This is a genomic window from Clostridium sartagoforme (genome assembly GCF_004794105.1).
GTDB lineage: Bacteria > Bacillota > Clostridia > Clostridiales > Clostridiaceae > Clostridium > Clostridium sartagoforme_B.
This window is the reverse complement of sequence record NZ_SRYR01000002.1, coordinates 104,152-130,399: the sequence shown is the minus strand read 5'-3', so window position 1 is coordinate 130,399 and position 26,248 is coordinate 104,152. Positions and strand designations below refer to the sequence as shown.

Sequence of the window (26,248 nt, the reverse complement as noted above, 5' to 3'; positions counted from 1 at the left end):
AAAACCTTGCTTCTACCTCATTATCATCTTAAATATTTAGTAGTAGTTTTTAATCTTATAGATGTAAGTCTACTATAAAAATTGTTGATTTAATTCTTATAGGATTAATAAAATTAATGAAAAAACTCTTAAGGGAGTTTTTTCATTAATTTTTATTTTGGGATAACTCCCTTAGTTTTTATGAAATTAATTTATTGTTAGTTGATCTTCATTTCCATCTACTACTACATTTGATCCATAGCCGATATCACCTTTTATAATCTTTCTAGCTAAGGTGTTTTCTATAGCATTTTGTATATATCTCTTTAAAGGTCTTGCTCCATAAACTGGATCATATCCTTCTCTAGCCATAATAACCTTTGCTGCCTCAGTTACTTCAAGGCTTATATTCTTATCTTTTAATCTTACTGAAACTTCCTTTAAGAATATATCTATAATCTTCTTAATACCATTTTCAGATAGAGGTTTAAACATAATTATATCATCTACTCTATTTAAGAATTCAGGCTTAAATCTAAGTTTCATTTCATTCATAACTTGGCTTCTAATACTTTCTTCCACAGTATCCTCACTATTATTTTCTAGAAGATAGCTACTTCCAATATTGGATGTCATAATTATAATAGTATTTTTAAAGTCTACAGTCTTACCCTTATTATCAGTTAATCTACCATCATCTAAGATTTGTAGGAATATATTAAATACATCTTCATGAGCCTTTTCTATTTCATCAAATAGTATTACACTATATGGATTTCTTCTTACTGCTTCAGTAAGTTGACCACCTTCATCATATCCAACATATCCTGGAGGGGCTCCAACTAGTCTAGATACTGAATGCTTCTCCATATATTCAGACATATCTATTCTTATAATATTTTCTTCAGAATCAAATAGATTTCTAGCTAAAGTTTTAGCAAGTTCTGTTTTACCAACACCAGTTGGTCCTAAGAATATAAAGGAACCTATTGGCTTATTTGCATCTTTAAGTCCAGCTCTTGCTCTTAAAATAGCATTTGAAACTGCAGTTATTGCTTCTTCTTGACCAATAACTCTCTTTTCCATTTCATCTTCTAATCTTAAAAGTTTTTCTCTTTCTCCTTCAAGAAGATTAGTTACAGGAATTCCTGTCCATTTAGAAAGAATCTTTGATACTTCCTCTTCTGTTACCTCTTCTTTTAAAAGGGCTCCTTCATAATTTTCTTTAACTATAATTTCTTTTTCTTTAATTTCTTCTTCTAAAGCTGGAATTACACTATATTGAATTTCTGCTGCCTTATTATAGTCATAATTTCTTTGGGCAGCTTCTAAGTCTCCTCTTACATCATCAAGTTTAGATTTTAAATCTCTTAAGTTAACTATAGCATCTTTTTCTTTTTCAAACTTTGCTGTCATTTCATCATTTTTAGCCTTTAGTTCAGCAATATCTTTTTCTAATGCCACTAGTTTCTTCTTAGATCCTTCATCCTTTTCCTTTGTTAAAGCTTCCTTCTCAATTTCTAATTGGAAAAGTCTTCTTCTGATATTATCAAGCTCTGTTGGAAGAGAATCTATTTCTGTTCTTATCATTGCACCAGCTTCATCAATTAAATCTATTGCCTTATCTGGTAAGAATCTATCTTGAATATATCTATGAGATAACTTTGCAGCAGCTATTAAAGCTGAATCATGTATTCTTACCCCATGATGGATTTCAAATCTTTCTTTTAATCCTCTAAGAATTGATATAGCATCCTCCACTGTTGGCTCTTCAACTATAACAGGTTGGAATCTTCTTTCTAGAGCCTTATCCTTTTCTATATATTGTCTATATTCATCAAAAGTTGTAGCTCCAATACAATGTAATTCACCTCTTGCAAGTAATGGCTTAATTAAGTTACCTGCATCCATAGCGCCATCAGTTTTACCAGCCCCAACTATAGTGTGAATTTCATCTATAAATAAGATAATTCTACCTTCACTACTTTGAACTTCTTTTAAAACTGCCTTTAATCTTTCTTCGAATTCACCTCTATATTTAGCTCCGGCAATTAATGCACCCATATCTAATGAGAATATTACCTTATTCTTTAAACCTTCAGGCACATCACCTCTAATAATTCTTTCTGCTAAACCTTCAACTATTGCAGTCTTACCTACTCCAGGCTCACCAATTAATACTGGATTATTCTTAGTTCTTCTAGATAAAATTCTTATAGTTCTTCTAATTTCATCATCCCTACCAATTACAGGGTCTAATTTATGTTTTTTAGCAAGGTCAGTTAAGTTAGTACCATATTTACCTAAAGCATCATAAGTTCCTTCAGGATCTTGAGTTTCTACTCTTTGATTACCTCTTACTTCCTTTAATACTTCCATAAATGTTTTTTTATTAATATTGTATTTATTTAATATTTTTTTAACTTCACCATTTTTATCTACATCAATTATCGCAAGCATAAGATGTTCTACACTAATATAAGAATCTTCAAATTTCTTAGCTATATCTTCTGCCTTTACTAAAACTTCTTCTATTTGTCTAGTAGCATAAACTCCTGATGAGTTTGCACCTTCTCCTAGAACCTTTGGCATATTTCCTAAAATTCTATTTAAGTCATCATTTATCCCTTTAACGCTAACACCCATTTTAGTAAATATATTTGGTATTAGTCCATCTTCTTGCTCTACTAATGCTGTAAATAAATGTATTAACTCAACTTGCTGGTGGTTAAACTTCACAGCAATTAAACTAGCATTATTCAATGCTTCTTGAACTCTTAAAGTCATTTTATCAATATTCATATGAGTCACTCCTTTACAACTTATATTATAGATTTATTATTATCTTTGTTTTAATAATAATACATAAGTCAAAGAAAGTCAAAGTATATTTTCTAATTTTTTATTAAACTTTTTCTATTTTTTAATAAATAAGCTATAATAACTATATAAGATTCTATAGGAAAGAGGTGATTACAATAAGACGCCAATACGTAAGTTTTCCAGCTGACTCTCCAATAAAGATTAGTTATGCCAATATAAAAGAGTATCCAATACATTGGCACAATGCTATAGAGATACTTTATGTGCTTAAAGGTAGTATACACGTAAATATAGATACAGATTCCTTTGAGGTTCTTGAAAGAGAAATGGAAATCATAAATATGGATGAAGCCCATAGAATTTATAGTGATGAAGATAATAGAGTTCTTATCTTTAATATAGATCCCTACTTTTTCGAAAAATATTATAAAGATATAAATAATATTTTCTTCTATACAAATTCAACTGATGATGGTGCTCAAGAAGGAGAAGAATACGATCTTTTAAGAAACTTTTTAGCTAAGCTTCTATGTGAAAATGTTCAAAAGCTTGATGATTATGATAAAGAAGTAGAAGATATTTTAATAGATCTTTTATACCATCTTATAAATAATTTTCATTACCTTACATACGAAAAGGAAGAACTTAAAGAAAAAACTGAACAGCTAGCTAGGTATCATAGAATTTCAAAATATATCTTTAATAACTATGATAGTAATATCACTTTACAAGAAATAGCTAAGAAAGAATTCTTAAGTCCTCATTATTTATCTCATGAGATTAAATATGCTACTGGCTATAGCTTTACTGATTTAGTAAATTTAACTAGAGTTGAAGAATCAGTTAAACTTCTATTAGATAGCGATTTAAGTATTTCTGAAATTTCTGATGAAGTAGGTTTTTCCCATGTTAGGTATTTAAATAAAAACTTTAAAATCTATTATGGCTGCACCCCACTTCAATATAGAAAGAAAAATAAGCTTACTGAAAAAGAGTTTGAAGCAAGTAAGAAAATAGAAATTTTAAATTTAGAAGATGCATTAGAATATCTATCTTCAGAGTTAGATGATTACGAAAGATTTAATTATGAAAATAAGCTATGGAAGATTCATATAGATATGGATGAAAACCTTGGTGAATTTGATAAGGCTTATAATGAAATAATTAATTTAGATGATGCCTTTGACTTATTACTTGAAGATAATAAGGATATCTTAGAAGAAATTCAAGAAGAGCTTCATTTTAAATATGCAAGACTAGAAAATATGTTTAGTAGTGATATGGGGGTATTCCCTAAAGCTGACTTTTATAACTGGAATAAAGCAAAAAGTGTTATTGAATTTTTAGATTATATTTCTTTAAAACCATTAATCCTTATTGATAATCCAAGCTTTACACTAGAAAAATATAAGCATATATTAAATAGCTTCTTTGAATATTTTTCAGAAATAGATTATATTGATGTAACAGAATTTAAATTTCAATTTACACCTGTCATATCAAAGACTATAAGGGAAGAACTATCTATATTTATAAAAGAAATATATTCAATAGATGTATTAGAAGAAGACTTTTGTTGTGAAAAGGACTTAAATAAGATTTATGATACAGCCTTTATGCTTCCTTATATAATTCATAATACCTTATTTAATAACAATTCTCTTAACTTTTTAAGAGCCTTCGATGTATTAGAAAAGGTTATTAGCTTAACTAACGAGGTATTTATAGGTGCACCTGGACTTGTAAATGATATGGGAATCAAAAAGCCTTCATATTATGCCTATTATTTACTTAATAAGTTAGGTGATGAGATAGTGGCTATGGAAAATGGATATATAGTTACTAAAAAAGACGATGAATATTGTATTTTATTATACTCATATACTGATGAACTTTCTGATATGGAAAGTCTCCAAGATATTATTAATAAAAAAGGCAAAAGAAAGCTTTATAAAAGAAAGTTTTCTTTAAATATAGAAAACATAAAGAAATCATCAAGGATTACAACTTATGAAATAAGTGAAGGAGTCGGTTCTTCTTATAATTATTGGTTATCTATGGGTTCTCCTGATAGGTTAAATAAAGAGGAAAAAGAAATATTATATAGGGCTTCCTTCCCTAAAATAGAATTTAAGTATTCTAAGAAAAATACAATCTTAAATATAATTACAGAGCTTAAAGGCTATTCTGCCAAGCTAATATTGATAAAAAACATTAAATAAAAGTACAGAGAAACCACTTATTAGGGTTTCTTTGTACTTTTTTACTTTTATATTAATTAAAGTAATAACTTAAATGTACATAAAATTACACATTTAAGTCAATGCAATAAAAAAATAATTACAGTATACTTTAAATATAATAAACGTTGTAATTTACAGAAAGGATTGATTTTAATGAGAGGCTTATTTTTCGTACCAAGCGTATTTTCTAAATATTCATTAGCAAATATAATAGCATCAATTTTACACCCAATTAAACATTATATTAACTTATAATTTAATTTTAAAATAAACTATTTATATAAATATTTAATATCTGAAACTTATATATTAATTGTTGTTATAACCTTTATATATTAATCAGAATATTTAATAAGGTTTAAGTAACAATTAATACTTCAAATCTTGTAATTTTCAAATACAATTACAATTAAATAATCCCATAATTACAGAAGGTGTATAATTAATTTTCCTTAGTAGGAAAACTAATTATACACCTTCTACTATACTCTTCAATCTTTTTCTAACTTCATTGCTAATGTAAAGTATTTTAAAGAATCTTTTACTTCACCAAGCCTATAATACATTTCGGCCATATCTAAATATCTTTCATATCTCTTTTCCTTATTAGCAAATTTAAATAAAGAATCTAAAGATAAGTTCATATACATTTCAGCTTCTACATATAAACCCTTCTTTTGTAGTATCATTCCCTTTAAGTAATAAGCTTGTTCTATTAATAGTATGTCATCTGTATCAATTGCTGAATTTAAAGCCTTATCTGTGATATCATAGGCTATATCATATTCTTCATTTTCATACAGGGTATTTATACTCTTATTTAAAAATCTAACATATTTCTTCTTATCATCTATTGGAAATAACTCTATTCCTTCTAATATTTCCTTTATAGCTTTTTCTCTTTCATTAACATAGAAGTAACTTTCACCATTTTTCCCTTTAGAAATAGCTAAAATCATAGGATTATCTTTTTTATATTTATAAGAAAGCTCCATATACTTTTCTATATCATTTTTCTTAAGTTTAATACATGCATTTGCAAAACTATGGTATATATCACCTTTATCTAGTTCATCATTTATAAAGTCAATAAATAACATTGCCTCTTCTAAAACTTTATAGGAATCTTCAATATTCCCTAGCTTTTCATAACATTTACCTTCTCTATAGCATGTATATGCATACTTAACTTTGTCAAAATCTCCATCATCTTTAATAAGCTCTCTTGCCCTACTATAATAATTAATAGCTTCATTATATTCTTTTATTCTATAAAAGAAGGTAGCCATATCAAAATAGTAAGTTATAGTATTTTCCTTAGTATTATTCTTTTGATACAAATCATAATACTGTGATACTATTAGTTGAATATTTTCAACTTTATTTTCTTTTACATAGTAGTTAAAAAGCAAATGTATTAATTCGAAAGCCAACCCATTATACGAATATTCTAAAGCATAATTTAAATTATGCTCAATAACATCAGATATATCACTTTCAGAAACATTATTTCTTCTTATTAGCTCAAGATTAGCATTTATTTGCTCTTCCACATCTTTAACTAAATAGCTATAATCAAGTGAAAGTTTATCAGCAATATACTCTAAAATCTCCTTGTCTGCTTTAATCTTTCCATTTTCTATACAGCTCATCTTTGATATAGAGACCTTATTCCCACATAATTCTTTTAAAGTTATCCCCTGATATACCCTTGCTCTTTTAATTTTTTCTCCAGTTGATAAAATCTCCATTTGAAACCCCCAATTGATTAATTTTTAAGTATTCCTATTTTCCTAAAAATATTAACCCCTTCATCAAGATACTTAGCTGCTTCTGCATCATTTTTTCTATCAATATAAAACTTACCTAACATAACTGAAAGCTGTGCTGCTTGCTTAAATAAGTCATTTTTCTTAGCTAAGTTATACGTATCCATTAAGATATATTCAGCTTCTCTAGATAATTCTTTCAATGTATATACTCTATACCAAATTAAGTTAACATCTATAATAACTTCAATTTCGTTCTCATCCATATATAAATTGATTTCTTCCAACACTTCTTCACATTTTGAAATATTCTTTAGTTTTATATAATTTTCACATATGTTCATTAAGGTTTCTATAACTCTCTTATCTTTTCTTCTAATTCTTATATCCTTAGATATTTCATAATGTTTAAAGGATTCTTCTATATTTTCAAATTCATAGAATAACTTTCCAAGGTTATTTTCTATTTCAGAAATATTGCTTAATTCATCTAATTCTCTATAAACTTCTAAAGTCTTTTGTGAGTATTTTATAGCATTAGTTAAATCACCTTTTTTATTATACTCTTCTGATATTAATAAAAGAGTTTTTGCATACTCCTCTTTATTATGGACTTGTTCAAACTTACTTTTTGCTAAGAAAGAATAATCTATAGCTTTTCCAATGTTTTCAGTTTTAAAATAAGCTTTTGCCATATAGTAATAGATTTCTCCAAGTAAGGGATCATTCCCAATATTATTATCTAAATACACCTTTTCAGCTTGTCTTAAATAACTACTTGAAGAATGGTAAGCCTTTAGTTTTAGAGTGATTTGACCTAAATTTAAAAAGGTTTTTACAATTTCCTCATAATTATTATTCTTTATAAAAATTACATTTGAAGATAAGAAAAACTGCTGAGCTAATGTAAGTTCCTCTTTAGCCATATATATTTTTGCTCTTAAATATAAGATTTTAGCCTTTCTATATTCAAGGTTATATTTTTCTACATAATATAAAGCATTTTCTATGTATTTTTCTCCTGTTATATAATCTCCAGATAATACATATGATTCAGCAATTTGCTCATAATATATACTTATCTTTTCAGCTTGAGTTTCTTCTGATTCCATTAAATATTCAACTGAAGTTTGTAATGTAGCTGCTAAATATTCTAATAGATCCATAGAAGGATTAGATCTTCCTGACTCAACTAAACTAATTTGTCCAGGAGTAATTCTATCCCCTGCTAAATCTTTAAGAGTCATATCTAATTCTTTTCTTCTTCTTTTTATTTTTTCCCCTAATGCAAGAATCTCCATAACACTCTTCCTTTACTAAATACTATATAAATATTTCTATTATCTAAATTTTAAAAGTAAGATAATCTATTTTAACAAATCTTATATTTAGATTTTTTTCGTCAAATTCAAGTGAGAAACATCAAAATAATAATATTTTTCGCCTTTTTATTATTATATCATTAAACACTTGTAAAGCACTATATAATTTGGAAAATTTATTATTATTTTTTGTTAAAATTTAGGTATTTATTTAAGTTATTTTATCAAATTGCTAAAATTACTAGACATATTTATATAATTTATTATTAATAAAAAAGAGAGTAATTTCTACTCTCTTTAAGACATATAGTCAGTAACCATACAACAAGCGTCTTCTGCCATATTTAATACTCTTTTACTAACTCTTTTTAAGTTTCTTTGAGTTTTCTTATCTAATTGCGGTAAAATCATAGCTGTAACTGCCATACCTACTATAGCACCTGTTACCATACCTCTAAAAACCTTCATCATAATATCACCTCATAATTTTATTTATATTTAGTATTTGTAATTTCTATACTAATATTCACAAATCTATAAAGGGATATCTGACAATTAACAGTTAACGATTAACAATTAATGAAAAAACTCCTATTGGAGTTTTGAAAAGAAGTTAATTTTAGGCTCTATGACAAATGAAATTCAAGATGAAATAAAAGAAAATAGGTTTTCTTCAGGTATAGTATGCCAATCTCACAGTTCTTATTCCAAAACTAAAATAAAAGATTTTAAAGGGAGAAAAGCAATTTATATTTAATTGGTAAATAATGTTTCATATTTACCATTATTTGTGTATTATTAAGATGAGAAGATAATACGCAATTGTATTTAAGTTCGAACTGAGGCAAATATATATAATCTTCGGAATTAACTTTTAAATACTACAACCTACAAATTCTTACAAATATTATGGGGTATTAGTAAAAAAACTATATTATAAATCTTGCTTTGAAGTATGGTTATAATTCACCTGACTCGTTTTCTCGTGCATTTATAGCAATGCATGAAGTTACACCCTCAAAAGCAAGAGAAAAAGGCATATCGCTAAAAGCGTATCTTCGTGTAACGTTCTCATTATCAATAAAAGGAGTGGTTGAGATGAACTACAGAATTGAGCAAAAAAATTCATTTACCGTTGTAGGTGTAAAACAGAGGTTTTCACATATTGATGGTTTGGGTGAAAATGTTGGAAAAATGTGGACCAATACCCCACAAGAAACTATTTCACAAATTGCTGGACTTGGAAACGGGTTAGTAGGCGTATACAGTGGAATGTATGAAGATAATACAACTGATTACTATATTGCCGCGATAACTGAAAAAGATTTCCCAAAAACTTTGTGCAAGCTTGAAATACCATCTCTTACATGGGCAATATTTGAGATAATCGGCCCTATGCCTACTGCAATGGCAGAAATATGGTGGCGAATTTTTTCCGAATGGTTTCCTACATCTGGTTATGAGCATGCAGAAGCGCCAGAAGTAGAATGGTATTCAAATGGTAATTTGAGTTCGCCTGATTACAAAAGCGAAATATGGATACCAGTTAATAAAAAGTAATGTTCTGTGCCTAATAAGAATTAAGCGAAGTAATTGTGTGATAAGCAATATTAAATTATTACAAACTAAAAGGGCCAAAATATTTTGGTCCTTTTTAAATATATTATTTTTCAACATCATTATTAAATATAGAGTAGTATTTAAATTTTACTTATTTAATTTTCTTTCCTTATTATATAAATATTCTGCATAGTTAAGTACATCTTTTTGCTTTTCTAATGGCAATTTTCTTAAATAAAATGCTAAATCTTTATATAAAACATCTTCGTATTCGTTAGTAGCAATTACTTTATTTATATCTTCTTTAATAGTGTTATTATCAATAACTTCACTATTTAAAGATTCTTTTTCCTGAACTAAACTTCCATCTAAGGTAATAATATTTTCTATTCTATCCTTAGCTAGGGTTTTAAGTTTACTTTTTACTTCAGCGTTAACTACTGTTATTGTATTCTCTCTTAAATATGAATAAAATATATTTTCAGATGCTATAGATAGCTCTTCCTTACATTTTTCATCTGCTACTTCATTAAATAAATCACCAGTATGACTATCTACCTTAACAAATATAACTTCAGTTCCTTTATTCATTAAACTATTCATCTTATTATGATATTTTACAGATGACTCTTCATTTCTATTCCAAAATCCAGTAGCATGATGAGCAATACCTTCATAGTCATGGAAGATTACTACTCTCTCTTCCCTTTTCTCTATAGCATACTCAAGTCCTCTAACTGCAGCTTCTAACTCACCAGCTATTTGCCTAATATTTCTATCACTATTACTTTGTGATGATCCACTTTCTACATATTCAAGTATATTGTTTTTAACTGCAACTAAAGCATAAGAATACTTTTCAGTACTAATATTATAGCTACCATCAACATATATATGTAGACAATCCATTGGATAATTGTCCACACCTTTTTTAAGCATTCCACTTCCTTCAAATAAAAAGCTTTTTGCTTCAGTTTCGCTAGTAAAGCTCTTATACTTAGCTCCCTTTACTCCCTTAATATACTTTTGGCATTCTGCCCATGTATTTACTATTTTATTTTCCACCTTCTTATTAAGTGAAAAATCATATCCTTCTTTAATTGCGTAATATTTACTTGCCATACTTTTCTCCTAATTTTAAGATTATAATGCCATTACTTCTTCTATAAAGTTATATACTTTTTCTACATTTTTCGCTCCAGTAAAGTTAATAACATACTCAATAATATTGCTAATAACAAATACTATGTTATTCTTACCTTCCCAGTTTTCTAATATAATTCTAGTAGGAACATCAGCAATAATTCTTTCTAAAGCAAAGAAAGCAACAGCTATCTCATCTACCTTCCCAATGAAGGGAATGCTATCTGGTATTATATCCGTTGGGAATCCTATATATGCAATAGCCGCAGAAATAATAATTTTAGTCTTCATAGGAACTCTTTTATCTTTTAACAATCTAAATAAAAGAGCTGCCATATCTGGAATTATAAATACATAATCACTAAAAGTTTTAACTTTCTGTGGTAATTTTTCTTCTAAATAATCTCTCCCTACACTATAGTAGTCTCTTACTTTTTCAATATCAGAAAAATCCTCTTCTGTATCTTCTTCCTCTTCAGCTTCTTCTGCAGGCTGTTCTTTTATTAAAGTACCTAAAAGAGAGATATTAATATCTGATACTTCTATATTTAAAAGCTCTTGTCTAGTATATATATCTGAAATATTTAAATCTACATATGGAACATCCTTTAGTAAAACTTTTAAATTAATAACTACCTTACCAGAATCATAGCTTATTCCCATATCAGATAATTCTTTTAAAGCAAACTTTAAAGCAGCCTTTCTCATTAATGAGAATATCTTAATTTTAGCTATTTTAAATGATGAAACTTCACCATGTATAATTCCATTTTCAATTCTTGCAAGCCTTACACCTGCTACAAAATCTAAAGTTATTCCTTTACTAAAGCTACCATAAAACTTTATTTCTTCATCTACATCTACCTTAGTTAAAGTAAGACCTTCTACCTTTACAAATTCATTAAAAATGCTTAGCAAATCTTCTCCTGTTAAAGAAACCTTTACGCTTGAAATATTCATATTTACCTCCCTTATTTTGTTAATTATGCATCTAAATACATATCTAAATTTGTACCAATTATATAAAGAAGCTTGTCCTTAATATATACGTCTTTTATTTCTCCATCATATTTATCTAATTTAATTATAATATTATTTCCACTAATATTTATATAGTCTTCTCCTAGAAATTTTAAAATAGATTTTAATAGAATTACACTAGCTCCCTTTAGCTTTCCTAACTTAGATATATTTAAATTCTTCGTCTCCAGTATAATTTGGTTATTATAAACCTCTTTTATATAAACAAATCCACTAAAATTACTATTTATTTTACTAAATAGCCTACCTGAAAAAATTATCCCATTATCAATTTCTATATGGGTTACCTCTATTCCTTTTTCTCTACCCTTTAGATTAATTATTTCAGTAATATCCTTAGATGATAGTATAGTTGAGTTATACAATTATATTACATCTCCTTATATTATTACTAATAAACTATATGCTTCAATAAATAATCTACATCTATAGTCCTATAAAGTTATAGATTAAAAATACTTATTAAGTAAATTATCTATATTGAAATCATATTTATTGGTCTAAGTAGTCAGCTATTTAAATTAAAGTATACTCTATTTGCATAAATATTGAAAGATATCTTTTAATATTGTAAGCTCTACCAACACTTACATTGGTAAATACTATGAAGTTAAATGGACTTTAAATTTTAAAATGTTAAAATACTTATGATAAATCATCTTCTATTTAGGAGGTAATAATGAACAAACTAAAGAAAAATATTATTTTTATTCCAATAATAACTGCTATTATTTCAATATTAGCTTTAGGATACTTAAGTTTTGGTTCAAAGGCTAACTACAATAAACAATATTCATACTTTCTGCAAGATATAACTGATAATTCTGTATCTAAGGTAATATTTGATAATAATAGCTTGACTATATTCTTAAAGGACGGAAGTAAGTATTCAACTACTAATCCAAATAGTCCTACTTTAAAAGAGGAGTTGTTAAAACATAATATAGAAGTTTTAGATGAAAATATAGCTAGTCCATCTAAAACTATAATTTCACTAATTCTATTATCTTCTATAATCTCTATTGTTTTTATACAACTTAGTAAAAAAAGCTTAGGTACTTCTAAAATCACTAATTTAGATGTTAAAGATTTTTCTGAAGATAAAAATGCATTAAACTTTAATTCAGTTGCAGGTAATGAAGAAGCAAAAGAAAGTCTTATGGATATAGTAGATTTTCTAAAAAAACCTGAAAAATATAAAGAGTACGGTGCTAGGATGCCAAAGGGAGTTATTCTTTATGGATCTCCAGGTACAGGTAAAACACTTCTTGCAAAAGCTGTTGCTGGTGAAGCTAAGGTACCTTTTTATGCATTAAGTGGATCAGATTTTGTACAAGTGTATGTAGGGGTTGGAGCTGCAAGGATAAGGAACTTATTTAAAAAAGCAAAGTCTCATGGAAAAGCTGTTATTTTCATAGATGAAATAGATGCTATTGGTAAGAAAAGAGGTGGCTCTGGCGCTGCTACTTCTAATGATGAAAGAGATCAAACCTTAAATGCACTTTTAACTGAAATGTCAGGCTTTGGTGAAAAAGAAGGCATAGTAGTAATTGCTGCAACTAATAGATTAGATACTCTTGATCCAGCATTATTAAGACCTGGTAGATTCGATAGACATATAGAGGTATCTTTACCTGACCTTTGTGCCAGAGAAAAAATAATTTCTTTACATTTAAATAATAAGCCTCATAACAATATAAACATCAATGATGTTGCTAAAAAAACTGCTTATTTCTCAGGAGCCAAGCTTGAAAACTTAATAAATGAAGCTGCTATTATAGCTGCTAAAGAAAATTCATCATATTTAATTCAAGAACATATTGATAAAGCTTTTTCAATAGTTCTTGCAGGATATGAAAAAAAAGAAAGAGGTCATTACTTAGAAGAGGATAGACTATTAACATCATACCACGAAGCTGGACATGCTGTTATTTCATTAATTAAAACACCTGAAGATAAGGTTTCAAAAATCACAATTATTCCAACTACTAAAGGAGCTGGAGGCTATACATTAACTATACCTAAAGATAGTTCATACCAAAGATTAGATTATCTTAAAAATAGAATTATGGTATTGCTAGGTGGAAGAGCTGCTGAGGAATTAATCTTCGGAAAAGATAAGATTTCAACTGGAGCCGAAGGTGACTTAAAGCAAACAACAGAAATAGCAATGGCTATAATATCAGAATATGGTATGGGAAATACCCTTGGCCTATTAAAACTATCAGGTTTAGGACAACTTTCAAATAGTTATGGAAACCCTGTAGTGGAAGAATGTAGGGAGTTAGTTAATTCCCTTTATGAAGAAACATTAAATACTTTAAAAGATAGTAAAGACTTATTAGATAAAATGGCTATGGAACTTATGGACAAAGAAACACTAACTGAAGAAGACATCAGAGAATTATCATAAGATATTAGGCATTTTATTAATGGAAGAATGAAAAAATTAAAAAATGAAAGAATGCATATAAAAATCTGTAAAGATTTTTTAATGTCATCTTTAAAACAAAGGAGGTTTTGCATAGCAAAACCTCTTCCTTCATTTTTTCATTTATTAATTTTAATTATCGAATTACTAGCAATGATAAATATAATATGTAAAATAAGCATATGGCGAAAATCTAGAAGTTCTTGGTGAAGTAGAAGCTGCTAGGCCTTAGAGTTGTTGGTTTGTCTGAGCGTATGCGAGTTCTACCAAAACTCTTGGTCTAGCAGTTTTTACGAGCCTAGAACTTCTTTTTGCAGTCATTCGTCTTATGGAGCATATTCTATTTATCTTTGCAGTTATATTCGCATTTTAAAACTATTGTGACATTCCTATTATCATTCCTAATATATATGGAACTAGCCATACTAACCATACTACAATGCTAAATTTATGGAAGCTCTCTAGCTTCTCTTTATCTTTTCTAATAAATACTATAGTTGCCCATACTGCATGGAATAACATTAATATAATTGCTAATGCTCCTGTAATTCCATGAAGACTAAATAAGCTTCCCCCATTAGATATTATTGACATTATTGTAGTTCCAGTTGTATCAAATAATAATCCAATCCAAAAAATTATTACATGAAACTTTTTTAATGTACCACTCTTACGTTCTGAAAACACCCCTATAGTATAAAAAATAAGAGCTAGTGTTATTGTTATAATAGCCATAATTAATTTAATATCCATATTATACCTCCTAAATATAAAATATAATTTCACAAAAGTTTACCCCAATAAGTTTTTGTGAACAATGTTCATTATAGTTTTAAATATTAATATTGTCAATGAATTTATTTCATCTTTAGTATGTGCATATCCGTTGACAAATAAAATAAATAGTTTTATAATGAACATAGTTCATAAAAACAACTATAAAACTATTTATAAGTTTTACTATAAAAAAGAGAAATAAATTTTATATAAAAGAAGGTTGATTAAAATGATAAAAAAGAATTCATTATTATTTTTAGCTGGACTTGTTTGGAGCATCGCTGGATATAATGTACTGAATATTGGATATCAAGCATATAAAGAAAATGTATCAATAATACTTGTTGCATTATCAGTAACAATATTTTTACTATTTAAGAATAAGATTTTTGGAAATATGGTAGAAAAACATACTAAAAGAATTACAGAATACAGAAATGATAAACAATGGTTTTGGAAATTTTTTGATATAAAGTCTTTTGCAATTATGGCATTTATGATGTCATTTGGAATAATTGTACGTGTAAATAATTTAGCACCTGAATCATTTATTGCATTTTTCTATACTGGTTTAGGTTCAGCACTACTATTCTCTGGACTTAAGTTTATATCTAACTATTTAAGAATTAACTTTGTTAGATATGCGCATTAGAATTAAAATGCGCATATAAAGGCAAATATCATTATTTAATGTATCTATATAGTGAGTTTATAATTACGTTATATTTTGACTCACCACGCAATCAGCAATAATTATTGAAATTCAGCTCACCTGAATTTCTTCCTTTAGTAACTTTGCATCCACAAGATTAAATTATTTAAGGAGTTTTTAACATATTGTGCGTAAGCCGACTTGGAGCCTGCGAGGTCGGCCGAGCATAATATGTAAAAACTCCTGCTCAATTTTAAACTAATAATCTAGTTGTTTTAATCTTATAGTTACATTTTCTTCTGAGGCACTTTCTAATTTGTAGGATACTATTTTTCTTTCTATATCTCTACTTACCTTATCAGAATTACTAAAAAGATCCCTAGCTGCATTAATTGCATATGCAAGTACTGTAGCAACCCCTGCACTTCCTAATTCAAATCCCATACTTTCAGTTTCAGATAGTTGCCCCTTCATTATTTTATAAACTTCTGAGCAGTAAGCTCCTTTTATAATTATCCTATCATACTTGAATTCTAGTCCTTGTAATAACTCAGCTGGATTATACGCTTCAAAAGCTGGATTTTCTTTTTGCAGTGCTAGAAGTTCATCTAATACAGTTCCTGGTGTCTTATTTAAAGCCTCTGCTAAAGCCATAACTACTTTATTAGAATACTTTTCTATACTTTTACTTGTATGAGTAGATAATAGTTGCTGGCTTACTCCTGTTGCTTTATAGACATCATACCTCTTAATACCGTTTCTTTGTAAATATAAATCTAGATAATTCATCTCAATACCTCCTAATTTTATCCGAGCGCTACCATTGCTAACACTCCCACTTCTACAAGTGGGAGCTAAGCACTGCCACGCGCCTGGATTAGTTCTTCTAACCTTCAGGTGGATGAGGGTATTCCTGTTAAGAAAACTCCACCTGAAGCTAAGAATCACTTTATTAATAACAATTTATTTATTACTAAAATATTTTTTACTAATAAAATTATACATCTTTAGTAACATTTTGTAAATATATATAGTAAAACTATAGAAGTTTTTTTCTTCATCTAACTTACTCTACCTTATAGAAAGCTTATATATGATCACTGAAAAAAACAAAAGATACAAGTAGATTTCAAAAATTATTTACAGAATAAACATTATAATTTTAGAAAAATAAAAATGGCTATCTTTAGACAACCATTTAATACTTTATAATATAATTCTTCTTTTTGCGAAATATTATTTCTTAGCAAATCCCTTATTCATCATGAATAAATAATTAGATTAATTACTTTATGTTCTTTATATGCTTTTGACATTTTTCAGTTATATCTGAAAGTATTTTAATATCCTTATTAACATCTCCTGTTTCCATAGAATGATTGCAATCATCATATAAATACAGTTCTATTTCTTTATTCTTGTATTCTGCCACTAAGTCTTTAGTATTAATCATTGGATCTTCTTTACCTGAGAAAACTACTATATCACCTTTCATAAACTCTAATGTTTCATTAACTGGTGTAAGATAAATATGTTTAATATTCTTAGGTAAATTAGCAGCTATTATACCTGCTAATATAGTTCCAATACTTTTAGATACAAATAATATAGTATCATAATTAGACCAATTTATATCCTTAGTTACTTCCTCTGCTTTCTTTATGGCAATATCAAAGGCTGGTTGTTTTTCTTTAGGCAATTCCCCATAAGCAATACTTACAATATCATAATTCTCTTTACTTAATATCTTCTTTGTATAGTATAAAAGTGGTTTATCACTATTATAATTCATTCCTGGAAACATTACTGCTAACTTTTTCATATCTAAATCCCTTCTTACTTAACATAGTTTTATATAGTAGTTTATTTAATATTCTATTAGCCTAAAATCATATCTTAGCTAGTAATTAATTTTACCACCCTTAATATGTTAGCATTCTTAATAAGTGCTAAGTATATATTCCTTCCAATTCTTTTCAAGCTCTTCTTTAGTACTACCTGTAATTTTCTCTAAATCATCAGGATTTTTTATTAAATCAATTATCCCATCATATCCATAATCACTAATAATAAAATCTACAAATCCACCTGAAAGAAAATAAGGCTGTTCTAATCCACTATATTTATTTTTCATTTCATCTATTGATGGTAATTTATCTAACCTTGCACTTTCTCTTAAGTAATATTTAGTATTATCATCTACCTGATTAGCTTCAACTACTGCAATTCCTTCATTTAAATAAATATCTGTATTTACATTTATATTGTTAACTAATATATGTGTATATTCATGAACAATAACACTCATTAACGAATCATATGTATGAACAGATCCTGGGTTCAATGGTGATACCATAAGTATTTCTCCATTTCTCGCAACCCCAACAAGCCAATCTTCAGCATCTTCCATTCCAATAGCTTTATGAAACTCATTAATATTTGGATAAATAGATACATCTATCTTTTCATCTAAAGTAACCTTTAAATTTTTAGCTATCCTATCATAATTACTTTCCAAATTCTCTTCTAAATCATCTAAAGCTTCTTTGTCACTTTTAGTAGAGCTATACTTAAAATGTTCACTTTCTTTTCTTAATTTTATAGTATCCGTCTTTTCACCACATCCAACAAAAAGAATGCACATTACACTTAAGATAATTAAAGATTTTCTCCTCATAAACCTTCCCCCAAGCTCTATTATTTTATTAATATTTTACCATTTATTTATATTTAATCCAATATTAATGTAATGAGGATATTATTCATAAATTACAATCTTACATAAAAAGAAATCCAGCAAAAGCCGAATTTCATATTATTTAGATTTATCTATTTTAATAGTCTACCTAAAATTTTTATTTTTTATTGTTAGCTTTATTTCTCTAGAATCCTTAATTTCTTCTCTAACATCTTCATCACCTATAAAATTTATTATTTCCCTTGGAGATATATTTACAGTTAATTCTTCCTTATTATTTACACCTTTCTCAAATTTCAATTGTCTTACTGAATATCCATAGTATATACCGTCTTCATCTGGACCACCTGTATCTAATCCTGTTCCTTCTTCAACATTAAAATCTTCTCCACTTATATCTATAGTAAAACCATATATAGTTGGATTATTAAGCTTAATTTTACTTTCAATTTTGTATACCACTAATAAATTATCTCCGTCAAAATCTACAGCTTCTATATTAATAATATGATTTTCTGTATGAAAGTTCTCTTTAACTACTAAGCCATTCTCTGTATATTTAATTCCTAATCCCCATTTGTTATTTAATACTTTAAGTACTGGACCAACTATAGGTATTTCTTCTGCAATGGAAGGCTTAACAAAATTAGTTCCTATCAATAATGCAAAAACTAATCCAGCAGCTTTCAATATATTTTTTCTAACCTTTTTCTTACTATTGGATTCTATGTCCTTATATACCTTATCAACTTTTTCTCTTAATGAATTTGGTATCTTAATATCATCTTCACTATACATATTCTTTAAGCTTTTATCTAAATCCATAATTACATTATCTCCTTTCCATTTATACTTTCAGAAATTTTAGTTTTTGCCCTAGATAGCCTTGATTTAACAGTTCCCTCTGGAATCCCAATAATCTCTGAAACTTCACTTATCTTTAAATCTTCAAAATAAAATAATACTATAACTAGTCTTAACTCCTCTGGCAATGAATCTACAGCAATTTTCAAATCTAAATTTTCATATTTATCATTGTATTGCTCTTCTATAACCTTATCTAGACTTATACACTTCTTATTAAAGTTATAAATTTTATTACATTCATTTATAAGAATCTTTATAAGCCAAGTTTTAAATAGTTCCTCTTTTCTCAAAGTCTTAATATTGGAATATGCCTTTAAAATAGTATTTTGTATTGCATCTTCTATATCATCTTCACTACTTAAAATACCTTTTGCTACTCTATATATACTTTTAATATTTTCTTCTATTAATTTAGTAAAGGCTTTTCCATTTCCCTTCTTAGCCTTATACACTAAATCTAATTTATCCGCCTCAAACATCTACTTGCCCCCCTTATCTATTCTTACTTATTAGATATACAATTATGGTAAAAAGTTCACATATATTCTTAATATTTTCTAAATAAAAATAGAATCCTATTTTTATTATTTTACTACTTATTTATAGTACTTCCAATTCATTGCAAAATAATGATTCTATAAAAAAAGAAATCCAGCATAAGCTGAATTTCTTAATTTTTCATTTCTTCATTCTTTAATTTTTTCATTTCTATTCATTCTTCTGGATATGGAACAACATAAACATCTTTAAATCCTTGATTTTGAAGTTTTATTACTTCATCTTCCGCTTCTTCATATTTTTTATAATATCCAATGCAAAGTCTCCAGCCTTCTCTTGCAGGTGTCTTTGGTTTTGCTATTGGAGTATCTATCAAAACCTTATTAACCATAGCTAAACAAGCTTTGGCTACCATGTACCCGTATTTAATCCCACTAAAGTTCTTTTCTATGTCTTCATTTGAAATAAATTCAGCTTCAACAATAACTGCTGGCATTTTAGTTTCTCTTAAAACAGTATAACTAGCTTCCTTTATCCCCCTATTGTTAGATTTTAAATTTGCAAGTAGTTCATCCTTTAAAAACCTTGCTAATTCTTCTGATTTATCACCTTTTTGGAATATTACTAATTCAGTTCCACTTACAGAATTATCTACAAAGGAGTTCATATGAAAGCTAACAAAATAATCTGCATTCCAATTATTCGCTATATAAGCCCTTTCTTTAGGTTCTAAGCTAATATCTGACGCCCTAGTAAGCAATACATCTTCGCCATTTCTCTCTAATAATCTCATAGCTTCATAAACAGCTTCCAATACTATGTCAGCTTCTCTTCTTCCATGTTTCCCAATTGCTCCTGGGTCATTACCACCATGTCCTGCATCTAGTACCCATTTTGCCAAAAGCCTTCCCTCCTATTATTTATAAAAATATAAATATTGTATTATTATATATATTAGTATACTTCTCCATATAAAACTTGGTTACAAATTTAATACTTTTATCTAGGTTTTTGACAAAATTAAAGATTTATATATATGTTTCAATTAATAATATAACTCTATATTCTTATAAAATTATAGCGAAAATTAATATTTGATTTAATTATCTAAATCGAATACATATAGTTTAATTTAGATATAAGTTGTTTAGATAATTTCATAACCCTAATATTTTAAGAATGAAATATCTTAATAAAATCTAGAAACTTTATTACAACTTATATATTATTTAAAAATTCTTCTACATTTATATTCTCCCCTACACCTTGAGCAAAGTTTTTTCTTCCTCCGCCCTTTCCATTTATCTTAGAAATATGTTCTTTTAATAATTTCCCCATATCTAAATCATCATTACTTTTAGATGAAGCAAATATAACTTCTGCTTTTCCATCTAATATATTAGCAAATAAACATACTATATTATTATCTTCAACTAGCCTATTAGCCAACTTCCCTAAGTAATTCTTAGGTTTATCTTTAAATACCTTTTTAACTACAGTATTATTTCCTAATTTTATTTCTTCAAGAACTTTTAGATACTCATAATTTAATAGTTCATCTTCCATCTTCTTTTTTGTAATCTTTAAAGCCTCTAATTCTGACTCCATATTTTTAATACCATTAAAAATTTCATCTTCATTACTACTTAAATAATTACATATTTCTCTTAAGATCTTATCCTTATTTAAGGAATCCTCTATTGCTCTTTTTCCTGCTAAAAATTCTATTCTAGTATTACCTTTATTCTTTTCAAACTTTTTTATCTTTATCATTCTTAAATCTAAGGTTTTACTAGGATGAACTCCACAGCATGCATTTATATCTAAATCTCCTATTTTGACTACCCTTATTTCTTCATCAGTATTAGGTAGATCTCTTCTTAAATTTAAGCTTTCAAGTTCTTCCTTATTAGGAGTTAGAAAATCTACTGTTACATTATTTCTTATTATTTTATTGGCTAAGGCTTCTGCTTCTCTTACTTGATTTTCACTAAGATGCCCAATAATATCTACAGTGCTTATTTCTTTTCCTAAATGAATACTAACTGTATTTGCATTAAAAAGCTTGAAAAAACATCCTGAAAGAATATGCTGCCCTAAATGCTGATGCATTCCATCTTCTCTTCTATCCCAATCTATAGTGCAATGTACAATGCTTTCTACTTTAACTTCTTCACTTAGTACATGGTATATTTTCTTATTTTTCTCATATATATTTTCTATTACTTTTCCATCTATTTCTCCAAGATCATATTGTTGACCTCCTCCCCCTGGGAAAAAGGCAGTCTTATCTAATACAATATGATATTTGTTATCTTTAATTTTTACCTCTATTACTTTAGATTTAAATTCTTTTATATATTGATTTTTATAAAAAATTTTATCCACAAATAATTACCTACTTCCTACAAATCCTTCTCTAATTCAACAAGGATGTATTAAATAAAGCCTAATTATTCTAAAGGCTTCCTATATATCCTTGCTTATTTCAACAGCACCATATATTCCTTTTGATAGTTCTGCTATCATTTCAAAGGCCTCATCTCCCCAGTCTAATAGATATATATCCTCATCACTGTCACTATTAAGATCTCCACCTAACTCCCCTATATCCTTCGTTAATACTACTAATATATAAGGATCTGCACCATATACTATACCTACATCATGATAATATCTATAATAGGTTCCTATCTTATGAGCTACCTTGCTATAATCTAAATACTTATCTAAACCTGAATGAAAAATAGTTCTAGTCATATAGTTTAAAAGCTTTTCATAATAAGGATTATTATCAGGATTTTTATATAATTTTTCTAACATAATTCCAAATTGTCTTGCTGTAGTATAATTTCCATAAGGTATATCACTATATCCTGTAATACTTCTTGTATAATCTGTTACGCTGGATCTAGAAATTCTAGTTAACATATTCTTTGCAATATTATCTGATTCAACTATTGATAAATATAAGGCCTCATTTATTGTTATATCTGGAATTGGCTCTGAATAAGCAAGAGAACCAGTTCCTTCTTCATAATCTGCTTCTATGTATGATATAGTATCATCTAAACTTAACATTCCACTATTAACCTTATCTAATATCATCATAGCTAATGGAACCTTAGTAGTGCTTGCTGCAACATAATAAGTATCATCATTTAATATGTACTCTTCGTCAGTATTTAAGTTTTTAAAATATATAGATACATTATCTCTATAATCTCCTACTACATCCTCCACCACTTTATCAATTGATGTAAGTAAGTCTTTCTTTTCTTCTACTACCACATTAGAAGTTTCTTGTGATTCTTCTTCTTGATCTTCAATAACTACTTCTGTATCTACTATTGCCTCATTACCACTTTTACTAGTACATCCAAAGAAAGAAAAGGATAAAATAATCATTAAACTTAATATAATTTTCTTCAATTCCACATCCTCCACTCCTATATTTTTATATTTAATATTATATCATAAAGGAAAGAATGAATTCTTAAATTGACCTTTAATTGCTTTATAAAAAAATAGGGGCTGTCACACAAACAGCCCAAATTAATAATTACAAATTTATTTTTAATTATTAATTCTTAATTTTTCATTGTGCGACAACACCTATTATCATTTATTAAAATGTTGGAATTACTGTACCATTGCTATATTTTTCTTCAATAAAGTTCTTTATTTTATCTGAAGTTAAAGCTTCAGTTAAGTCCTTAATTTTTTGTAATTCTTCATTTCCCTTTTTAACAGCTAATACATTTTTATATTTTTCAGCAGCTTCAGCATCCTTATCTTCAGTTGCTATAGATTCTTCTGCTGGATTTAATCCTGCTTCTAATGCATAGTTCCCATTAATTACTGCTGCATCTACTTCATCTAATACTCTTGGTAATTGAGCTGCTTCTAATTCTTCAAACTTTAAGTTCTTACTATTTTCAGTAATATCCTTTGGAGTTACTAATTCTCCTTCAGCTAATTTAATTAGTCCAGCTTTTTCTAATAATCTTAAAGCTCTTGCTTCATTTGATGGATCATTAGGAATAGCTATTGTTGAACCATCCTTTATTTCTTTAATGTCTTTAACTGTCTTTGAGTATGTTCCTAATGGTTCTAAGTGAATTGCAGCTGTATAAGTTAAATCCAATCCCTTATTTTCATTAGTTTCATTTAAATATGCTATATGCTGGAAGTAGTTTGCATCTATTTCACCTTCAGCTAATGCTGTATTTGGTGTAACATAGTCTGTAAATTCAATTACTTCAACTGTATAACCCTTCTCTTCAAGATCTGGAACTATTTGATCTACTATTTCCTTATGTGGAACTGGACTAACTCCAATCTTTATAGTCTTGTCTTCTCCACTACCTGCTTCTGTTTTAGCTCCACAACCTACTAAACCTATTGCTAAAGCCCCTGCTAATAATACTGATAATATTGATTTTCTTTTCATATTTGAAACCCCCTTAATATTAATTGATAGTTGATAATTAATAATGCATAATTTTTGTTAGAACTCTTACGAGCTTCTTTAAATCTCCATTGTGCATATCATATTTTTAGTTATAAGTTTTTATAATAATTAAAATCTTATAATTCATTAAGCAATTTGTTTTAAATTACTTAAAAAATATATTTTCCAAAACTCATTTATGAGTTTTTTCATTAATTGTTAATTGCTAAGATAGTTTTTTATATAAGTAATTTCCTAAGGATTGTAATACTTGTACTATTATAATTAGGATAATTACTGTTACTATCATAATATCTGTTTGATATCTTTGATATCCATATCTTACAGCTAAGTCCCCAAGACCTCCTGCTCCTACTGTTCCTGCCATTGCAGAATATCCAATTATACTAATAACAGTTAATGTCAAACCAGATATAATGGATGGTACTGCTTCTTTAAGCATTACCTTAAATATTATTTGAGTATTTGATGCCCCAAAGGATTTTGCAGCTTCTACTACTCCTGGATCTACTTCTTTTAAAGCAGATTCAATTACTCTTGCTACAAATGGTGCAGCTGCTATAGTTAAAGGCACTATTGCTGCAGTTTGTCCAATAGATTTTCCAACTATTAATTTTGTAAGTGGAGCTATTGAAACAATTAAAATTATAAATGGAAAACTTCTTAATATATTTATTACTGCATCTAAAACACTATATATAGCCTTATTTGGCTTTAATCCATCTGGTGCTGTAAGTATTAATAAAATTGCTACTATAAAACCTAGTATTAATGAAAATAATGTTGAAAAAGTCACCATATACATACTTTCACCAAAGGCTTTTATTAATATATCTAACATTATTTAAGCACCTCCAATACTACACCTTTTTCTTCAAGATAGTTAGTTACCTTTTCCTTATCTTCTTCACTAATATTTATAACTAGATTTCCTAAGACTTCATCTCTAAACTTTTCAAGCTTGCCCCAAACTATGGAAAAGTCTATATTTAATTCTCTAGACATCTTTGTTATTAATGCATTTTCAGAAGATGTACTTGGGAAGAATAACTTAATATTTACTCCAGTAGTAGGTAGCAGATCATCATCTGCTTCTCCTAAGAACTTCTTAAGTGAAACCCCAGGTCTTAAGAATAATTCTTCAGATTTACCTTCTACTTTTAATATGCCCCCTTCTATTAATGCTACCTTCTCACAAACTTCTTTAACCACTTCCATTTGGTGAGTAACTATTACTATTGTTATTCCAAGTTCTTTATTTATCTTAGATAATAAGGAAAGTATATCCTTAGTTATCTTAGGATCTAATGCAGATGTTGCTTCGTCACATAGTAGAATTTTAGGATCTAAAGCTAATGCTCTTGCTATTGCCACCCTTTGCTTTTGGCCCCCGCTTAAGCTTGATGGCTTAACCTTAGCCTTATCTTCTAGTCCAACTAGATTTAAAAGCTTAGTTACCTTTTCTTGAATCCTTTGCTTTTTGAAAGACCTATAGCTTGGACATTTTCCGTTTCTGTTATTAGCCTTATACTCTCTATACTCTTCTTCAAAGCCCCAAACTTCTAGAGGTAGAGCAATATTATCAAAAACATTTTTTCTGTTTAGAAGATTAAACCCTTGAAATATCATTCCTAGATTTTTTCTAAACTCTCTTAGTTCAAAACCCTTTAGGTCTCTAACTTCCTTGCCCATAACATTAATAGAACCTTCTTCATAGCTTTCAAGGCCATTTATGCATCTTAGTAAAGTTGATTTACCAGCTCCACTATGCCCTATTATTCCATATATTCTACCCTCTTCAATAGTTAAAGAAACATTTTTTATTACTTCAACTTCACCGAATCTTTTACTTAAGTTTTTAATCTTAATCATCTGCCACCCTCCTAAAGAACTTCCAACAAAATAGTTAACATATATAGATTTTCTTATTCCGTCCCTTTGCACCAAGTCATCACAAATTTATATATTCTT

23 protein-coding genes are annotated in these 26,248 nt (G+C 27.9%); 4 read left to right on the top strand and 19 right to left on the bottom strand.

Going from position 1 to position 26,248, the window contains the following annotated elements; genetic code table 11:
• Window positions 1–186: 186 nt before the first annotated feature.
• Entirely contained in the window at window positions 187–2,781 is a 2,595-nt protein-coding gene (gene clpB, locus E5347_RS07565) for an ATP-dependent chaperone ClpB (protein ID WP_136006061.1), read from the bottom strand.
• A 176-nt stretch (window positions 2,782–2,957) separates the two neighbouring features.
• On the opposite strand from clpB, the gene E5347_RS07560 reads away from it, so the two are divergent.
• The gene (locus tag E5347_RS07560; protein ID WP_136006398.1) at window positions 2,958–5,024 is read left to right on the top strand and encodes a helix-turn-helix domain-containing protein; all 2,067 of its coding nucleotides are present in this window, start codon (window positions 2,958–2,960) and stop codon (window positions 5,022–5,024) included.
• Window positions 5,025–5,536: 512 nt separating this feature from the next.
• Here E5347_RS07560 and E5347_RS07555 read toward each other — a convergent pair.
• The 3 genes from E5347_RS07555 to E5347_RS07545 form a co-directional block, all read right to left on the bottom strand.
• The gene (locus E5347_RS07555; RefSeq protein WP_136006059.1) at window positions 5,537–6,796 is read right to left on the bottom strand and encodes a helix-turn-helix domain-containing protein; all 1,260 of its coding nucleotides are present in this window, start codon (window positions 6,794–6,796) and stop codon (window positions 5,537–5,539) included.
• Between the two features lie 17 nt (window positions 6,797–6,813).
• Window positions 6,814–8,115 (bottom strand): helix-turn-helix domain-containing protein, encoded by a 1,302-nt coding sequence (locus E5347_RS07550; RefSeq protein WP_136006058.1) that lies wholly within the window; start codon window positions 8,113–8,115, stop codon window positions 6,814–6,816.
• 318 nt (window positions 8,116–8,433) lie between these two features.
• On the bottom strand, window positions 8,434–8,607 hold the full coding sequence (locus E5347_RS07545) for a YtxH domain-containing protein (RefSeq protein ID WP_136006056.1): 174 nt from the start codon (window positions 8,605–8,607) through the stop codon (window positions 8,434–8,436).
• 627 nt (window positions 8,608–9,234) lie between these two features.
• On the opposite strand from E5347_RS07545, the gene E5347_RS07540 reads away from it, so the two are divergent.
• Window positions 9,235–9,696, top strand: coding sequence for a GyrI-like domain-containing protein (locus E5347_RS07540; RefSeq protein WP_243109754.1), 462 nt, complete (start codon window positions 9,235–9,237; stop codon window positions 9,694–9,696).
• A 147-nt stretch (window positions 9,697–9,843) separates the two neighbouring features.
• Here the strand turns inward: E5347_RS07540 and E5347_RS07535 are convergent, their stop codons facing one another.
• From E5347_RS07535 to E5347_RS07525, 3 genes are read right to left on the bottom strand one after another with little or no spacing between them, the layout of a single operon-like run.
• Window positions 9,844–10,818: a viroplasmin family protein gene (locus tag E5347_RS07535; protein WP_136006055.1), complete on the bottom strand. Its 975-nt coding sequence runs from the start codon at window positions 10,816–10,818 to the stop codon at window positions 9,844–9,846.
• 21 nt (window positions 10,819–10,839) lie between these two features.
• Complete coding sequence (locus E5347_RS07530; RefSeq protein ID WP_136006053.1) at window positions 10,840–11,799, bottom strand: YkvA family protein; 960 nt, start codon at window positions 11,797–11,799, stop codon at window positions 10,840–10,842.
• Between the two features lie 23 nt (window positions 11,800–11,822).
• Entirely contained in the window at window positions 11,823–12,245 is a 423-nt protein-coding gene (locus E5347_RS07525) for a hypothetical protein (RefSeq protein WP_136006051.1), read from the bottom strand.
• 314 nt (window positions 12,246–12,559) lie between these two features.
• Between E5347_RS07525 and E5347_RS07520 the strand changes: the two genes are divergently transcribed.
• Complete coding sequence (locus E5347_RS07520; protein ID WP_136006049.1) at window positions 12,560–14,293, top strand: ATP-dependent metallopeptidase FtsH/Yme1/Tma family protein; 1,734 nt, start codon at window positions 12,560–12,562, stop codon at window positions 14,291–14,293.
• A 393-nt stretch (window positions 14,294–14,686) separates the two neighbouring features.
• Here the strand turns inward: E5347_RS07520 and E5347_RS07515 are convergent, their stop codons facing one another.
• Complete coding sequence (locus tag E5347_RS07515; protein ID WP_136006047.1) at window positions 14,687–15,064, bottom strand: HsmA family protein; 378 nt, start codon at window positions 15,062–15,064, stop codon at window positions 14,687–14,689.
• Between the two features lie 253 nt (window positions 15,065–15,317).
• On the opposite strand from E5347_RS07515, the gene E5347_RS07510 reads away from it, so the two are divergent.
• The gene (locus tag E5347_RS07510) at window positions 15,318–15,740 is read left to right on the top strand and encodes a hypothetical protein (protein ID WP_136006045.1); all 423 of its coding nucleotides are present in this window, start codon (window positions 15,318–15,320) and stop codon (window positions 15,738–15,740) included.
• 258 nt (window positions 15,741–15,998) lie between these two features.
• Here E5347_RS07510 and E5347_RS07505 read toward each other — a convergent pair whose 3' ends face one another.
• The 11 genes from E5347_RS07505 to E5347_RS07455 all read right to left on the bottom strand — a co-directional run bounded on the left by E5347_RS07505 (window position 15,999) and on the right by E5347_RS07455 (window position 26,149).
• Window positions 15,999–16,529: a helix-turn-helix domain-containing protein gene (locus tag E5347_RS07505; protein ID WP_136006042.1), complete on the bottom strand. Its 531-nt coding sequence runs from the start codon at window positions 16,527–16,529 to the stop codon at window positions 15,999–16,001.
• Window positions 16,530–17,025: 496 nt separating this feature from the next.
• Window positions 17,026–17,562 (bottom strand): hypothetical protein, encoded by a 537-nt coding sequence (locus E5347_RS07500; protein ID WP_136006040.1) that lies wholly within the window; start codon window positions 17,560–17,562, stop codon window positions 17,026–17,028.
• 117 nt (window positions 17,563–17,679) lie between these two features.
• Complete coding sequence (locus E5347_RS07495; RefSeq protein WP_136006038.1) at window positions 17,680–18,417, bottom strand: peptidase MA family metallohydrolase; 738 nt, start codon at window positions 18,415–18,417, stop codon at window positions 17,680–17,682.
• 165 nt (window positions 18,418–18,582) lie between these two features.
• On the bottom strand, window positions 18,583–19,263 hold the full coding sequence (locus E5347_RS07490) for a DUF4179 domain-containing protein (protein WP_136006036.1): 681 nt from the start codon (window positions 19,261–19,263) through the stop codon (window positions 18,583–18,585).
• Between the two features lie 2 nt (window positions 19,264–19,265).
• Window positions 19,266–19,784, bottom strand: coding sequence for an RNA polymerase sigma factor (locus E5347_RS07485; protein WP_136006034.1), 519 nt, complete (start codon window positions 19,782–19,784; stop codon window positions 19,266–19,268).
• Window positions 19,785–20,017: 233 nt separating this feature from the next.
• Complete coding sequence (locus E5347_RS07480) at window positions 20,018–20,704, bottom strand: N-acetylmuramoyl-L-alanine amidase (protein ID WP_136006032.1); 687 nt, start codon at window positions 20,702–20,704, stop codon at window positions 20,018–20,020.
• Between the two features lie 317 nt (window positions 20,705–21,021).
• On the bottom strand, window positions 21,022–22,191 hold the full coding sequence (locus tag E5347_RS07475; protein WP_136006030.1) for an alanyl-tRNA editing protein: 1,170 nt from the start codon (window positions 22,189–22,191) through the stop codon (window positions 21,022–21,024).
• A gap of 81 nt (window positions 22,192–22,272) precedes the next feature.
• Complete coding sequence (locus tag E5347_RS07470) at window positions 22,273–23,235, bottom strand: serine hydrolase (protein ID WP_136006028.1); 963 nt, start codon at window positions 23,233–23,235, stop codon at window positions 22,273–22,275.
• A gap of 196 nt (window positions 23,236–23,431) precedes the next feature.
• Window positions 23,432–24,256: a MetQ/NlpA family ABC transporter substrate-binding protein gene (locus E5347_RS07465; RefSeq protein ID WP_136006026.1), complete on the bottom strand. Its 825-nt coding sequence runs from the start codon at window positions 24,254–24,256 to the stop codon at window positions 23,432–23,434.
• Window positions 24,257–24,482: 226 nt separating this feature from the next.
• Complete coding sequence (locus tag E5347_RS07460) at window positions 24,483–25,118, bottom strand: methionine ABC transporter permease (RefSeq protein ID WP_136006024.1); 636 nt, start codon at window positions 25,116–25,118, stop codon at window positions 24,483–24,485.
• Window positions 25,118–26,149, bottom strand: coding sequence for a methionine ABC transporter ATP-binding protein (locus E5347_RS07455; RefSeq protein WP_136006022.1), 1,032 nt, complete (start codon window positions 26,147–26,149; stop codon window positions 25,118–25,120). Before E5347_RS07455 ends, E5347_RS07460 begins: the two co-directional genes overlap by 1 nt.
• Between the last annotated feature and the right edge of the window lie 99 nt (window positions 26,150–26,248).

What these genes read in the sequence shown, in the direction of transcription:
- clpB (WP_136006061.1), bottom strand. Translation starts at nt 2,781, where the DNA reads ATGAATATTGATAAAATGACTTTAAGAGTTCAAGAAGCATTGAATAAT.
- E5347_RS07555 (WP_136006059.1), bottom strand. Translation starts at nt 6,796, where the DNA reads ATGGAGATTTTATCAACTGGAGAAAAAATTAAAAGAGCAAGGGTATAT.
- E5347_RS07550 (WP_136006058.1), bottom strand. Translation starts at nt 8,115, where the DNA reads ATGGAGATTCTTGCATTAGGGGAAAAAATAAAAAGAAGAAGAAAAGAA.
- E5347_RS07545 (WP_136006056.1), bottom strand. Translation starts at nt 8,607, where the DNA reads ATGATGAAGGTTTTTAGAGGTATGGTAACAGGTGCTATAGTAGGTATG.
- E5347_RS07540 (WP_243109754.1), top strand. Translation starts at nt 9,235, where the DNA reads ATGAACTACAGAATTGAGCAAAAAAATTCATTTACCGTTGTAGGTGTA.
- E5347_RS07535 (WP_136006055.1), bottom strand. Translation starts at nt 10,818, where the DNA reads ATGGCAAGTAAATATTACGCAATTAAAGAAGGATATGATTTTTCACTT.
- E5347_RS07530 (WP_136006053.1), bottom strand. Translation starts at nt 11,799, where the DNA reads ATGAATATTTCAAGCGTAAAGGTTTCTTTAACAGGAGAAGATTTGCTA.
- E5347_RS07520 (WP_136006049.1), top strand. Translation starts at nt 12,560, where the DNA reads ATGAACAAACTAAAGAAAAATATTATTTTTATTCCAATAATAACTGCT.
- E5347_RS07515 (WP_136006047.1), bottom strand. Translation starts at nt 15,064, where the DNA reads ATGGATATTAAATTAATTATGGCTATTATAACAATAACACTAGCTCTT.
- E5347_RS07510 (WP_136006045.1), top strand. Translation starts at nt 15,318, where the DNA reads ATGATAAAAAAGAATTCATTATTATTTTTAGCTGGACTTGTTTGGAGC.
- E5347_RS07505 (WP_136006042.1), bottom strand. Translation starts at nt 16,529, where the DNA reads ATGAATTATCTAGATTTATATTTACAAAGAAACGGTATTAAGAGGTAT.
- E5347_RS07500 (WP_136006040.1), bottom strand. Translation starts at nt 17,562, where the DNA reads ATGAAAAAGTTAGCAGTAATGTTTCCAGGAATGAATTATAATAGTGAT.
- E5347_RS07495 (WP_136006038.1), bottom strand. Translation starts at nt 18,417, where the DNA reads ATGAGGAGAAAATCTTTAATTATCTTAAGTGTAATGTGCATTCTTTTT.
- E5347_RS07490 (WP_136006036.1), bottom strand. Translation starts at nt 19,263, where the DNA reads ATGGATTTAGATAAAAGCTTAAAGAATATGTATAGTGAAGATGATATT.
- E5347_RS07485 (WP_136006034.1), bottom strand. Translation starts at nt 19,784, where the DNA reads ATGTTTGAGGCGGATAAATTAGATTTAGTGTATAAGGCTAAGAAGGGA.
- E5347_RS07465 (WP_136006026.1), bottom strand. Translation starts at nt 24,256, where the DNA reads ATGAAAAGAAAATCAATATTATCAGTATTATTAGCAGGGGCTTTAGCA.
- E5347_RS07460 (WP_136006024.1), bottom strand. Translation starts at nt 25,118, where the DNA reads ATGTTAGATATATTAATAAAAGCCTTTGGTGAAAGTATGTATATGGTG.
- E5347_RS07455 (WP_136006022.1), bottom strand. Translation starts at nt 26,149, where the DNA reads ATGATTAAGATTAAAAACTTAAGTAAAAGATTCGGTGAAGTTGAAGTA.